Source organism: Rhodococcus (subgen. Prescottella) equi (assembly GCF_003013675.1).
In the GTDB taxonomy this organism is placed as follows: domain Bacteria; phylum Actinomycetota; class Actinomycetes; order Mycobacteriales; family Mycobacteriaceae; genus Prescottella; species Prescottella equi.
This window is the reverse complement of record NZ_CP027793.1, coordinates 1820059-1833073: the sequence shown is the minus strand read 5'-3', so window position 1 is coordinate 1833073 and position 13015 is coordinate 1820059. Positions and strand designations below refer to the sequence as shown.

At 69.2% G+C, this 13015-nt stretch carries 12 protein-coding genes; 2 read left to right on the top strand and 10 right to left on the bottom strand.

Annotated features, from left to right (window positions below; genetic code table 11):
• Window positions 1–2: 2 nt before the first annotated feature.
• The 10 genes from C7H75_RS08725 to C7H75_RS08680 form a co-directional block, all read right to left on the bottom strand.
• Window positions 3–266 carry a hypothetical protein gene (locus tag C7H75_RS08725; protein WP_106851227.1) on the bottom strand — a complete coding sequence of 88 codons (264 nt, stop codon included), beginning with the start codon at window positions 264–266 and terminating at the stop codon, window positions 3–5.
• A complete protein-coding gene (locus C7H75_RS08720) occupies window positions 263–1426 on the bottom strand; it encodes an amidohydrolase family protein (RefSeq protein WP_022594976.1) in 1164 nt (387 codons plus the stop codon). The genes C7H75_RS08725 and C7H75_RS08720 overlap by 4 nt, the downstream gene beginning before the upstream one ends.
• Before the next feature lie 87 nt (window positions 1427–1513).
• A complete protein-coding gene (locus C7H75_RS08715; RefSeq protein WP_022594975.1) occupies window positions 1514–2407 on the bottom strand; it encodes an SDR family NAD(P)-dependent oxidoreductase in 894 nt (297 codons plus the stop codon).
• Window positions 2404–2856: a Zn-ribbon domain-containing OB-fold protein gene (locus C7H75_RS08710; protein WP_013415480.1), complete on the bottom strand. Its 453-nt coding sequence runs from the start codon at window positions 2854–2856 to the stop codon at window positions 2404–2406. The genes C7H75_RS08715 and C7H75_RS08710 overlap by 4 nt, the downstream gene beginning before the upstream one ends.
• Window positions 2853–4019 carry a thiolase family protein gene (locus C7H75_RS08705; protein WP_064077354.1) on the bottom strand — a complete coding sequence of 389 codons (1167 nt, stop codon included), beginning with the start codon at window positions 4017–4019 and terminating at the stop codon, window positions 2853–2855. The genes C7H75_RS08710 and C7H75_RS08705 overlap by 4 nt, the downstream gene beginning before the upstream one ends.
• Before the next feature lie 21 nt (window positions 4020–4040).
• Window positions 4041–6440 (bottom strand): CaiB/BaiF CoA-transferase family protein, encoded by a 2400-nt coding sequence (locus tag C7H75_RS08700; RefSeq protein ID WP_081122429.1) that lies wholly within the window; start codon window positions 6438–6440, stop codon window positions 4041–4043.
• Window positions 6441–6461: 21 nt separating this feature from the next.
• Window positions 6462–7964 (bottom strand): class I adenylate-forming enzyme family protein, encoded by a 1503-nt coding sequence (locus C7H75_RS08695; RefSeq protein ID WP_106851226.1) that lies wholly within the window; start codon window positions 7962–7964, stop codon window positions 6462–6464.
• A gap of 8 nt (window positions 7965–7972) precedes the next feature.
• A complete protein-coding gene (locus tag C7H75_RS08690; protein WP_005514308.1) occupies window positions 7973–8269 on the bottom strand; it encodes a hypothetical protein in 297 nt (98 codons plus the stop codon).
• A 175-nt stretch (window positions 8270–8444) separates the two neighbouring features.
• Entirely contained in the window at window positions 8445–9854 is a 1410-nt protein-coding gene (locus C7H75_RS08685; protein ID WP_106851225.1) for an amidohydrolase family protein, read from the bottom strand.
• Entirely contained in the window at window positions 9851–11110 is a 1260-nt protein-coding gene (locus C7H75_RS08680) for a CoA transferase (RefSeq protein ID WP_106851224.1), read from the bottom strand. Before C7H75_RS08680 ends, C7H75_RS08685 begins: the two co-directional genes overlap by 4 nt.
• Window positions 11111–11177: 67 nt before the next feature.
• Between C7H75_RS08680 and C7H75_RS08675 the strand changes: the two genes are divergently transcribed.
• Both C7H75_RS08675 and C7H75_RS08670 read left to right on the top strand, forming a co-directional pair.
• Entirely contained in the window at window positions 11178–12245 is a 1068-nt protein-coding gene (locus C7H75_RS08675) for an enoyl-CoA hydratase/isomerase family protein (protein ID WP_106851223.1), read from the top strand.
• A gap of 121 nt (window positions 12246–12366) precedes the next feature.
• Complete coding sequence (locus C7H75_RS08670; protein WP_005514313.1) at window positions 12367–12993, top strand: TetR/AcrR family transcriptional regulator; 627 nt, start codon at window positions 12367–12369, stop codon at window positions 12991–12993.
• Window positions 12994–13015 lie beyond the last annotated feature (22 nt).

Genomic DNA, 13015 nt, shown 5'->3' with positions numbered 1-13015 from the left:
GGTCAGCCCTCCTCCACGAACTTGCGGGACGCGGCCGCCGCCGCGATGCGCCGGCGCACCAGATCGATCGCCTCGGCCGATGCCCCCGACGTCTCCAGATACGCCAGCTCGGCGGTGGCCTGCGTGACGACCGCGTCGAGGCGTTCGGACGCGAGGTCGCGACTGAGCAGATCCTGCTCGACCCAGTCGTCGGCCTCGATCCGCTCCTCCGCCGTCATCGGCGTGATCGGCGGCTGCTGCCACCCGAACGGGTCGGGCGAGCTCACGCCTTCGCCCCCTCGTCGTAGAAGTTGAACAGCCGGCGGGCGTTGGTCTCGACGATCTTGACGACCTCGTCGTCCGGCACGTCCTGAAACCGGAATTCGGCGTGCTTGCGGCTGTTGGGCCAGTACGAGTCCGAGTGCGGGTAGTCGCATTCCCACGTGATGTTGTCGATGCCGACGACATGCCGGTTCTTCAGCCCGAAGTCGTCGTCGATGAAGCAGCCGTACATGTTCCGGAACCACAGCGTCGACGGCACCACATCCTGCACGACGTTCTGGTAGTGGCGATGGCGCTCCCACACCGCGTCGATGCGCTCGAGCATGTAGGGCACCCAGCCGATGTTGCCCTCGGACAGCGCCACCTTGAGATTCGGAAACTTGTGGAACACCGGCGAGAACAGCAGGTGGGAGGTCGACGACATCATGTTGGTCGCGTACAGCGAGATGGTCACGGCGTACGGGGCCTCCTCCGCCGTGGCGGGCGGGCGGCCCGAGGAGCCGAAGTGCATGCACAGCGGCATCCCGGTCTCCTGCGCGGCCGCGAAGACCGGGTCCCAGTGGTCGGTGTAGTACGACGGGAGCCCCAGCGGGACCGGATCCTCCGGGAACGTGATGCCCTTGGCGCCCTTCGCCGCGGTCCGGTGGATCTCGTCGACGCACTCCGCGATGTCCCACAGCGGCAAGATGATCACCGGGATGAAGCGGTCCGGCGCGGCGGCGCACCACTCGTCGAGGACGTAGTCGTTGTAGGCCTTGACGCTCAGCAGCGCCAACTCCATGTCGGTGCTCTCCACGGTGAAGAGAGCACCCGCGAAACGCGGGAAGGACGGGAAACAGGTCTGCGCCCACACGCCGTCGAGGTCCATGTCGGCCAGACGCGCCTTGGGGTCGTAGCAACCCGGGATCATGTCCGAGTAGCGGACCGGTTCCATCCCGAAGTCCTCGGGATTCTTGCCCGCCACCGCGTTGAGTCCGATCGCCGGGAAGCGCTTGCCCTGGTAGTTCCATACCTGCATGGGCGCACCGCCCGACGGTGAGGGCTCCTCGACGATGCGCGGGCCGGCCTCGAGGTATCTGGTCGGTAGGCGATCGGCCCACACGGTGGGGTGCTCGATGAGGTGGTCGTCGACCGAGACGAGCTTCATCCAAGGCTGGAGTGGCATGGGGGTGCCTCCTGTAGAAGTCTGTAACAAACAATTGTTGCAAGAGATGTACGTGGTGTCCGCGGAACGAGCGGGTGGGTCTTCGGGTCAGAGGACGGCCGACAGGTAGCCCGGGCGGATGCGAGTCGTGTCGATGTCGGCGGGCTGCCATCCCGGTAGGAGCGAGGCGCCGTCGAGCGTGCGGACCGGACGGTCGAGCTCCACCAGCAGGCCGAGGTTGCGAGTGATCCTCCCCGTCAGCACCTTCGGGTCTCCGGTGCACAGGGCCAGTGCCGCCTCCGCGATGGTCTCCTCCGGTTCGGAGTTGCCGGTGGTGACGCCGGGCACGGTGAGCGCGTTCTCGGTGGCGATCGAATACTCCGGGGCCAGCGTGTTGACCGCGATGTTGTCGTCGTAGAGATCCATCGCGGCGCCGGTGGTGATCCGGTCGATCATCGCCTTGGTGCCGCCGTACAGGCACGCACCGAACGTCGAGTTCGGGGCGAACGGCGGACCCTTGCGCGGCCCCGCCTGGGTCGACGAGATGCTCAGGATCCACCCGGCCCCCCGCTGCCGCATGCCGGGCACCGCCGCGGTCGCCAGGTCCCACCCGGCCCAGACGTTCGTCTCCACGGAATCGTAGAAGGACTCCCGAGTCATCTCGCCGTACAACTGGTCGAAGTGCCGTGTGGCCGCGGCGTTGTTGACGAGGATGTCGACCGGCGCACCGAAAACCTTTTCGGCGTGGGCAATCACCGACGCGCGGTCGCCGTCCGGATCGCCGAGGTCGAACACCAGAGGCTGCGCGGTGCCGCCGTCGGCTCGGATCTGCGCGACGGTCTCCTCGAGCGACCCCTGCAGACGACCGTCGCCGGCCCGCATGGAACGTGACACGGCCAGCACGCGGATGCCGTCGGCGGCGAACCGCCGTGCGATGGCCCGGCCGATGCCGCGACTGGCGCCGGTGACGACGGCGACGTGCGGAATATCGTTGTCGCTCATCCGTTCATCCCCGAGTGAGCAGGCGCGAAGTACGGCAGTACGACGCCGTCTTCGATCTCGTGGAACTCCACCGCGACAGGCATGTCGATCCGGACGTCGGCGGGCGCGCACCCGATGATGTTCGACACCATGTGGTAGCCCTCGTCGAGCTCGACGATGACCACCACGTAGGGGCTCGTGAAGGCCGGCGTCTGCGGCCTGGTCACCTCGGTGTAGCTGTAGACGGTGCCGCGACCGGAGCCGACCTGCCATTCGAGGCTGTCCGCCCCGCAGCCGCGGCACAGCTTGTTCGGGTCGAACTCGGCGTGTCCACACGCCGTGCAGCGCTGGTACCGCAACTCTCCCGCGACGCATCCGTCCCAGAACGGCTTCGACAGGACGGTGGGCTCGGGCAGTGGAATTCCCGCCCGCTGGGGCGCCAGTAAGGTCGTGATGGTGTTCTCGCTCATGGTCGTTCACTTCCCAGTAGCAGGACGTCGGTGAAGAAGGCGCCGGCTCCGCCGTTGCTGCAGAGCACCACCTGGGCGTCGTCGACCTGATTGGTCTCGCAGACGCCCTGGAGTTGGTGCACGCCCCGCGCGATGCGTTGGGTGAGCTGCACGATGCCGCCGCCGTGGCTGTAGGACATCAGTCCGCCGTCGGTCGTCATGGGCAGCCGCGGGTCGTCCCCGGTGACGTTCTCGACGACCCACTCACCGCCCTCACCGTCACCGCAGAAGCCGAAAGCCTCGAACTGGCGGATGATCTCGAACGAGAACGGGTCGTACAGTTCGGCCACGTCGACGTCGGCGGGCGTGAGGCCGGCCATCGCGAACGAGGTGCGGGCAGCCCGCCGCCCGACGTAGCCGTTGGGGATGTCCGACGAGCGGCTGCCGAGATCCCAGCTGGGTGCGTGCTGGTACGACGGCCCCATGTGGTCGAGTCCGCCGCCGAGGACGTAGACGGGCTTGCCGGGCAGGTCCTTCGCGCGCTCGGCGGTGGTGACGACGAGTGCGCAACCGCCCTCCGAGGTCATTGCGCAGTCGAGCAGGTGGAACGGGTCGGCGATCATTCGCGACGCCAGGATGTCGTCGACGGTGAAGGGGCCGCGCCCGTAGTAGATCGCATCGGGATTGATGTTGCCGTTGTTGCGGATCCGGGCCGCCACCGCCGCCATCTGCTCGGACGTCGTACCGTGCCGATGCATGTGCCGCCGAGCAATGAGGGCGAACTCCGAGGCCGTGTACAGACCGAAGGGGGCGACGAACTCGTTGGACGGTCGCGTCCACGGGGCGGTGGATTCGCGTTCGGTGTACCGGCCGGCCTCCCCGTCGGCGACCAGCACGGTCTCGCACAGCCCGGCCGCCACGACACTCGCGGCATGCAGCACGCCGGTGATACCGCCCGGGTTGTTCGCGTTCCACACCGGGCCCAGGCCCAGTGCGTAGATGAGCTGGGGCGCGGTCTTGCTGTACACGCCGTCGATCGTGGTGGGGTCGATACCGGACTGGGCGATGACGCCCCGCGCCGCGTCGAGACTGATGGTGAAGCTGTTGTGGCCGTCCAACACCCGGGCCTGCTCGGTGTTGTAGGCGGCGACGATCACCACGTCGCGGAAGGGATGTGCACTCACATCGAGTACTCCTGTCGAGTGTCAGAGATGTAGGGGACGGTCGCCGATCACGTTGCTGTCGCGCAGATCTTCGAGGTGGGCCGCATCGAGCCCGGCCAGCGCGGTGAGCACCTCGTCGTTGTGCTGTCCCAGCATCGGGGCGGCCGTCGTGAACGCCGGTTCTTTCCGCGCCGCGAACACCGCGGGAAGGCCGGGGATCTCGAGCGGCCCGAACACCGGATGGTCGACCTTCTCCGCGAATCCGCGGTGCCGGGCCTGCGGGTTCTCGAGGATCCGGCTCGGATCGACCACACGCGCGGCCGGGACGCCCCGTGCAGTCAGCGCGGCCGCGAGTTCGTCGACGTCGCGCCCTGCACAGAACTCGGTGAGCAATTCGTCGAGGCGATCGTGATGCCGGCGACGGCCGTCCGCGGTGTCGAAGTCGGCGTCGAGCACACTGCCCGGCAGGTCGAGCACGGCGGTGATCGCGGTCCACTGCGCGTCGTCGTGGGCTGCGAGCGCGAGCCAGTCGTCCGCTCCGCCCGCACACCGGTACACGCCCTGAGGCGCGGAGTCCGGACCGCGGTTGCCGTCACGGGAGAGCGATTTTCCGTTGGCGCTGTACTCGATCACCATCTCGGCGGCCACGTTCAACGCGCTCTCGACCATCGGCACCTCGACGAAACAGCCCCGGCCCTCGGCCCGCGCGTATTCGAGGGCCGACAGGGTCGCGACCACGGCGTGCAGCCCCGCGACCGGATCGCACGGACCCTTGAGGACCATCGGGCTGCCGTCGCGGTAGCCGGTCATCCACGACAGGCCCGTCGCCTGCTCCATCGTCTGCGCGAACCCGGTGCGATCCCGCCACGGACCGGACAGACCGAAGGCCGGCATCCGCACGAACACAACGGCCGGATTCGTCTCGCGCAGCCGATCCCACGTGAGCCCGAAATTGTCGAGCACGCGGGGCGAGAAGTTCTCGATCACGACGTCCGCGTGGCGAACCATCTCCAGCAGGACGTCGACGCCCTCGGGGCGGCTCAAATCGAGTGTCACACCGATTTTGCCGGCATTCGCGCCCTGGTACACGCCGCCCGCCTCCCACCAGGCCGCCTCGCCCGGAGATCTGGTCGAGGTGAACCGCATGCCGTCCGGCCGTTGTACCGACTCGACCTTGATCACCTCGGCGCCCATCCCGGCGAGTACCTGGGTCGCGGCAGGGCCCGCCCAGAACGCGGTGAGATCGAGAATCCTGATGCCGGCCAGTGGTGCAGCGTCCGCGTCGCCGAGCGGCCTGTCCGGCTGTACCCGTGGCGTCCACGGCTCTGCGCCGTCGTGCTCGCCCACGAGTGGCGCGCGGCCGACAGCACCGGGCACCACGGAGTCGACGAGGTACGGCCGTCGCGGCTGGACGAAACCCGCGGGGTTCTCGACGAACACGCCGCGCTCGGCGAAGTGCGCGTTCTCCGTGACAGTCTCCGGCGTTCCGATCGGCGACACGGGAATTCGCATGGCACCGGCTATCTCGTCGATCGCGTCGGCCGGCATGGTCGACGTCCAGGACTCGATCATCGACTGGAAGTCCGCGTAGCGTTCCTGGCGTCGGCGCACATCGACGATCGAGTCGTCGGCCAGTAACTCGGCCCGGTCGATCATGATCAGGAAGTCCTGGAACATCTGAGCGGTGATCGTGCAGAAGCCGATGTAACCGTCGAGACATCGCTCGACAGAAGGGATCTCCACCGTCCGGGCCGTGCGGCGGCCCGGCGCTCCGGACAGCGTCGCCGTCACCGGGTGGTAAAGAGCCATTGCGATGCACATGGATTCGAGCATCGACAGATCGGCCCACTCACCGCCGCGGCCACGACGTCGCGTTCCGACGCACAGGCCGAGTGCCGTCGCCGCCGCGTACGATCCGGCGATCCACTCACCGAGGCGGCCACCGGCCTGCAGCGGTTCCCGCCCCTCCGGCCCACGAATCGCCAGTGAACCCGCGAGGGCCTGGAGTGTGAAGTCGGTGGCGGGCAGGCCGGCCCACGGTCCGGTTCTCCCGAACGGTGTGATCGACAAGATGTCCACTCCGGGCGTGGTCGAGCGGATCAGCTCGATGTCGTCGATCGTCAGCTCGCCGGACTCGACCACGAGATCGGCGCCCGCGACGAACGCGCGCACATGCTCGTCCCGTACCGTCCCCCGGATCGAACGCTTACCGGCGGCGAGGTACTGGAACAGCGCGCCGTCGGTCTGTCCGCGGTCGCGGTTCCTGCGCCGGAACGAATCCCCGGCCGGATCGCTCTCGATCTTGACGACATCGGCGCCCGCGTCGACGAGCATCTTGGTGCAGTACGGTCCCGCGAGTCCCGTCGTGAAGTCGACCACCCGGAAATCGGCGAGCAACGATTGCGGTGCGTTCTGCTGTTGCACTGTCTTCGGCTGTTGCACTGTGGCTCCTCTCGATCTCGGTCAGACAGTGGCGGGCACGAACTCGTCGCGCAGGACGCGTCGCAGGACCTTGCCCAGGTCGTTGCGCGGCACGTCCGTTCGGAACTCGACGAACGCCGGCACGCGGGACGACCGCAGTCTGGCGCCCACCCAGGCGCGAATCTCGTCCGCGGTGAGCACACCTTCCGGACGCGGCACGACGGCGGCGACGACGATCTCGCCCCACTGGTCGTCCGGAACGCCGTACACGACGACGTCCTCGACCGAGGGATGCTCGCCGATCACGTCCTCGATCTCGCCGGGTGACAGGTTCTCCCCGCCACGGACGATCACGTCGTCGAGGCGCCCCTCGACGTAGACGTATCCCCCGTCGTCGATCCAGCCGCCGTCGCGGGTCCGGAACCATCCGTCGGAGTCGAGCAGCGAGGCACCGGAGTACTCCCCCGATACCTGCGCGCCCCGCACCCACAGCTCGCCGCGCTCACCCGGCGCAACGTCGCGTCCGGCGTCGTCGCGCACCACGATCTCGACGTCCGGAACCGGTAGGCCGACCGACCCCAGCCGTCGCTGGACGTCAGGGTCCGAGGACGAGACTGCGGCACGGTGCTCGGCAGGTCCGAGAACGGCTACGGAGGAGGAGGTTTCGGTGAGACCGTAGCCGTTGACGAAGTCGACGTCCGGCAGCAGTCCGAGGGCCCGCTCGATGACGGGCAGCGGCATGCGGCCTCCGCCGTAGGACAGGTGACGCAGCGACGGGAGGCCGCCCCCGTCCTCGGTCAGCACGTCCACGATGCGGGCGAGCATCGTCGGCACGACCATTGCGTGGGTGATCTCCTGCTCGCGCACGAGGCGCACCCATTCGCGTGCGTCGAAGTTCGGCATCTGCACGATCCGGCGGCCGCTGTAGAGACCTGTGAGCAGTCCTGCGACACCTGCGATGTGGTAGGGCGGGACGCTGACGAGGGCGGCCTCGTCGGGCCCCGCGCCGAACAGCTCGGTGCCGCCGAGTACGTACGACACCAGGTGCCGGTGACGCAGGATGGCGATCTTCGGCGGGCCGGTGGTCCCGCTGGTGTGCAGGAGGACTGCCGGGGCCTCCGGGTCCTGGTCGGCCGGCGGAATCTCGGCCGCGCCCGCGGCGCCGAGCCTCTCGACCAGCACCCCGGGCTCGACGGTCTCGACGCCGTCCACCCGGCCTCCGATCCGGGCGACGGCGCCGTCCGCGACCAGGAGGGCCGGCGCCCGACCCGCCACGAGCCCACGGAGCGGCTCGTCGGCCAGTCGGTAGCTGATCGGTGCGAACGGGATTCCGGCCCATGCCGCGCCGAACAGTGCGATCGGGAAGGCCGCCCCGGCGGTCGCGCCGTACAGCACCGTCTGCGCGGTGGTGTCGGCACGGTCGGCTGCGAACCTGCGGGCCAGCTCGAGCAGGCGGCTGTAGCTGAGCCCGTCGCGCTTGTCCCCGATGGCGATTCGGTCGCCTTCCGCATCGGCGGCGATCTCCAGCAGTGTCAGGATGTTCATCGTCTTCCTCAGTCCGAGGCGGGCATCGCCTTGGGCGCCTTGACACCCAGCGTTTCGCCGTCGACCGTGAGCACGCCGCTCCCGGGCTTCGTGCACAGCAGTTCGACGGTGCCGTCGGCGTTGCAGTAGCGCTTGCCGAGTTGGAGCTCGCCGCTCGTGGTCCCCACCGGGTCTGCCGCCTGCTCCGGGGTGACCATCGGCGCACCGTCGCAGCGGATGTCGACATCCTCTGCGGGAATCCGGATCACGATCAGTTCGGCCGCCGAGGTGGTGCTCCGCAACCGGACTCCGACACGCAACTGCATGAGATTGACTCCTTGATGTTCTGTTCGAGATCGATGCTCTCGGGCACACGGTGACGACGTCGTTGCCCGCGTGGATCAGCCCGGGTGAAAATCCGAGCAAACGTTTGTTGCAAGCACTATTGCAGCCCGATGTGAGCTACGTCAAACACCGCGGCGATGCGCGTCGCAGCCCAGGTCATTTCGCATGCACCACGAGACCGTCGACGAGAACCGTTCCGACAGCAGCGGAATCGGGCGTATCGAGCATCGTGCGAAGCGGAACGTCGAGGACCACGAGGTCCGCCACAGCGCCCGGGCGCACCCGCCGTGGTGGGCCACCGGGCTGCTGCGCGGGACCCAGATACGCCGCGAGCGCCGCCGCCGTACCGACCCGCTCCGCAGCACCGAACACCGCTCCGGAATCGGTTCTCCGGGTGGCAGCGGCTCGGATCACCGCCCACGGATCGAGCGGGCCGTAGGGCGCGTCGCTCGACAACGCCACCGGCACCCCGGCCTCCAAAAGCGTGCGGCATCGGTAGAGATCCGGGTGGTCGCGCTCGTCCACCCGGGCGCGGTAGTCCTCGCCGCGGTCCGCGACGAAGCCGGGTTGGGTCACGACGGTCAGCCCGTGACGTCGCAGATCGGCCACGACCTCCGCGGGGACGATGGAGGCGTGCTCGATCCGGTCCCCCGGAACGCAACCGACGTCGCCCAGGACCGCGAGCAGCAGCGCCAACGATTCCCGGCTGACGCTGTGCGCCGCGAAGGCCCGTCCGGCGGTCCGCACGCGCCTGATCGTCTCGGCCAAACCGTCGAGGTCGGGCATCCCGGAATCGGCCAACACGATCTTGTACGGCCCCACCGTGACCCGCTCGCGGTCGCCACCACTCACGTCGTCGCCGAGTGGCACGCCCAGCAGGTGCAACCGTTGGGGAATGTGACCCGATCTCGACGCGTCCACCAGTGCCGTCAGTGAGTCGGCGCCCAGGTCGGGGGTGGCGTCGGTGACCGCCGTGAAACCCAGCCGCGCGAGATCCGCACCGACGCCGTGCAGTCGAGGCGGGCCCGTTGCGGGGAGCAGGGTTCTGAGCAGGTCGTCAGCGCGAAAGATGCGGCCGGTTGGTCGCCCCTCCGGGCCGCGCTCGATCCCGGGGTGCTCCACCGAGGCCAGACCCGTTGCGCGGATCGCGGCGCTGTTGAGGATCCACATCGCACCGCTGCGATGCTGGATGCGCACCGGCCTGCGGGCGTGGAACCGGTCCAGGGCATTCGCGTCCAGATCCCCTGCGACGGTTTCGACATAGCCGACGCCGCGAACCCAGTCCTGCGCAGAGTCGAAACCGCCCAGTACCTGCCGCAGCCCATCCGGCGTCCGGACATCCGGCGGACCGCACCGAACCGAGGCCCGGGCCGCCGCCAACGCATGCAGGTGCAGATGGTGGTCGGCCAACCCGGGCAGTACGGCTCCTCCGCGAGCATCGAGCCAGTCCACGCCGCGGCGCCACAGATGCGTCCCCACCTCGCAGATGCGGCCCGCCCGGAGTCTCACGTCGACGCCGGGCCGACCCTCCACCTCCGCGTTACGGATGACGAACTCGGCCGTCATGCACGCTTCTCCAGTTCACGCAGCACCCGCTCCGTGTCCCGTCCGGCTGCCGGTGCGGGCGCGAAAGCTCCGGCCCGCCGCCGGGGTTCGGCGATGTCGACTTCACCGGAAGCGCCGTCGACCACCCAGCGGTCGCCCCGACGGCGGACCCGGGGCTGCGGTTCCGCGACGTCGACGAGCGTCGAGGCGACCACCTCCGACATCGCGACCTCCCACAGGTGGCCGGGGCCGCCACCGGGCGGTTCGCTCATCGCGCGGACGGCGGCGGTGAGCCCGGTGAGCGGATCGGCGATCGCGTCACCGACGAACATCGGCGCCCCGGCGGCGTCAGCGGCCACCAAGCCACTCGACGCGGCGACGTCGTCGCCGAATCCGACTGTCGGCGAGTCGCGTCCACGCGCGGTGATCGAGACCCACGTGGTCCCGGCCGCACAGGCCGCCGTCGCGTCGAGTCCGAAGCGTTCCAGCGCGCGCGGCCGTGACGCCTCGACGACGATGTCCGCGGCATCCACGAGCAGCGCCAGGGCACGGCGTCCGAACTCGGTGTCCGGATCCAGGACCACCGACTCGTGACCCGAATGCAGCAGGTCGTAGAACCCACGATCCCCGAATCGCGCGCCGTCCGGTCGATTCGGTGTCTCGACCTTGATCACCCGCGCTCCCGCCGCACCGAGCAGGTGTGAGCACAGCGGTCCCGCCCACAACGCGCTGAAGTCCACCACGAGCAGACCCTCCACCGACCGGGGGCGAGCCTCGGCCAGGGCCGTCGGCGCAGATGCACGGCGGACCACCGGGGCTGCGGCGATACCCAGCATCTCTGCGCCGTCGGCGAGTTCCGAGCCGGAGTGTTCGCGCAGCCACATTTCGACGGCCGGCCACGGATCACCGCCGACGTCGTGGCCGACCAGGGCGCCGAGCAGTGCGGCGTCGTCGGGTCGAGCACACGAGACGGCTGCCCACCCGTCAGCGGTCGGGAGCAATCGGCAACGACGCCCCACCGAGATGTTCCCGCCGCGAACGCCTCCCGTGTACGCGGCGCGCTCGGACAGCAGACGGCCACCGTCGACCCGTACCGGGTGCGCGGTGTCCGCCGTGGCCGCACCGATCCAACTCGACAGTTCACGGGCGTACGACGCGGCCCGCCCCGGCGGTACGGCCGGTGGCCCGTCGGCGGGACCGGTCAACGCGACGAGGCCGCTCTCCGCCCAGTCCCGGGTCCGGTCCACCTGCCACGACGCAGCCAGGGGCGTCACCACAGAGAACCTCGTTCTAGACTTCACGCACCCAACACTTGCACAAAGCTTTTCGAACTACGAGGACCGAATGGAATTCCACCCTCCTCGCATCACGGCCCGCCAGCTCGCCGGTGGCGCCGCGGATGCGCCGCTGCTCGACGACTGCGGGGCCGTCGACACACCGATGATGGTCGTCGACCTGAGTCCCGGCGCGGAAGGGTCCGACGACGCGGCAGTGCTGGCCGCCGCAGCACGCCGCGCCCGTGCCGCGGATCGGATCCTGGTCGGGGTGAGCGGAGGACGTCCGGACGCACGGACCGTGCTCACGGACGAGCTCGACGTCACGTACTCCGACCACGTCGACAGCCGCACCCCCCGATGCGAGGTCGCGGTTCCCGATGTCGACCGAGCCGTCGACGATCTCGCGGCGCGCGTCTCCGCGAATCCTCAGGCCGCGGTCGTCCTGCGACAGGTTCTCCGCAGCAGCGGCGGCCTCGACACCCGTGCGGCCGTCGACGTCGAATCGCTCGCCTATTCGACGCTGCTGGGCGGCCCCGAGTTCGGCCGCTGGCTCGGGGAGCGCGGAGACCGACCACCGCCACCGGCACCGGATCGCGAACCCGTCCTGATGTCCCGCGACGGCGACCGTCTGCGGATCACGCTCAACCGGCCCGAACGCCGCAACGCGTACGGCGCCCGGCTCCGGGACGCGCTCACCTCGGCGCTGAGCGTCGCGACGTCGGATCCGTCGATCACCGAAGTAGTGCTCGACGGTGCCGGTCCCGCATTCTGTGCCGGCGGCGACCTCGACGAGTTCGGAACGACGCCGGATCTCGCACTGGCGCATCTGATCCGTACGCGCGCGGGCGCGGGGCTGCTCGTCCACGAGTTGGCCGACCGCATCGAGGTGCACGTCCACGGCGCCTGCGTCGGCGGCGGCATCGAGATTCCTGCGTTCGCCGGCCGTGTCGTGGCGAGTACCGACGCCTGGTTCCGCCTCCCCGAGGTCGAGATGGGGTTGATCCCGGGAGCGGGCGGCACGGTGAGCATTCCGCGGCGGATCGGGCGCTGGCGTGCGATACACCTGTTCGTGACGGGAGCCCGATTGGACTCGTACACAGCGTTGGACTGGGGTCTCGTGGACGCGATCCACTGACCCGGTCCGGACACAGTGCACACCAAACGCTTGTTGCAGCGGCCCGATTCTCCTGCCATGATTGGCGAACAGGAACCCGAGCGCGGTCGTTCGCGCTCCCCGCCGCAGAAGGGCCGTGCGAATGCCGTCGAAGCTCGATCGGGAGTCGGCGAGCAATCGCCCCAGCGATGCCAAGACCGCCTTCCTGACCAGGATTCGCCAGGCCGCGTTGCGTCAGTTCGCCGAGAGCGGCTACGACGGGACGTCGATGCGGGACATCGGTTCTCTCGTCGGCGTACATGCCGGCAGCCTGTACGTCCACATCAAGAGCAAGGAAGACCTGCTCTACCAGATCGTCGGCGAGATCGCGGAGAGCGGCGAGGCCGCACTGCAACGGGTCGAGGCCTCCGAGGTCGGCGCGATCGACAAGCTCAGGATGCTCGCCCGTATCCATCTGCGCTGGTCCATGGCCAACCCGGACGCCGCAAAGGTGTTCGAGCGGGAATGGATGCGGCTCAACGGGGCCCAGCTCGCCGAGGTGCAAGTCAAGCGCCAGCGCTGGGCCGACGCGGTGGAACGGATCATCCAGGCGGGCGTCGACGAGGGCACGTTCCGCAACATGGACGTGGCCCTGGCGGCCGTCGCCTTCCGCTCGGTGCTGAACGCGAACTACACGTGCGACGGCGATCCGGACGTCGACGGCGTCAAGCTCGCCGACGAGTTCGTCGACTTCCTCTTCAACGGCTGGGTCGCCTCCGACCACCGCTGACACCCCGCCGTCCACACTCCCC

Coding starts and splice junctions, on each gene's coding strand:
- C7H75_RS08720 (WP_022594976.1), bottom strand. CDS start 1,426: ATGCCACTCCAGCCTTGGATGAAGCTCGTCTCGGTCGACGACCACCTC.
- C7H75_RS08715 (WP_022594975.1), bottom strand. CDS start 2,407: ATGAGCGACAACGATATTCCGCACGTCGCCGTCGTCACCGGCGCCAGT.
- C7H75_RS08710 (WP_013415480.1), bottom strand. CDS start 2,856: ATGAGCGAGAACACCATCACGACCTTACTGGCGCCCCAGCGGGCGGGA.
- C7H75_RS08695 (WP_106851226.1), bottom strand. CDS start 7,964: ATGAACATCCTGACACTGCTGGAGATCGCCGCCGATGCGGAAGGCGAC.
- C7H75_RS08690 (WP_005514308.1), bottom strand. CDS start 8,269: ATGCAGTTGCGTGTCGGAGTCCGGTTGCGGAGCACCACCTCGGCGGCC.
- C7H75_RS08685 (WP_106851225.1), bottom strand. CDS start 9,854: ATGACGGCCGAGTTCGTCATCCGTAACGCGGAGGTGGAGGGTCGGCCC.
- C7H75_RS08675 (WP_106851223.1), top strand. CDS start 11,178: ATGGAATTCCACCCTCCTCGCATCACGGCCCGCCAGCTCGCCGGTGGC.
- C7H75_RS08670 (WP_005514313.1), top strand. CDS start 12,367: ATGCCGTCGAAGCTCGATCGGGAGTCGGCGAGCAATCGCCCCAGCGAT.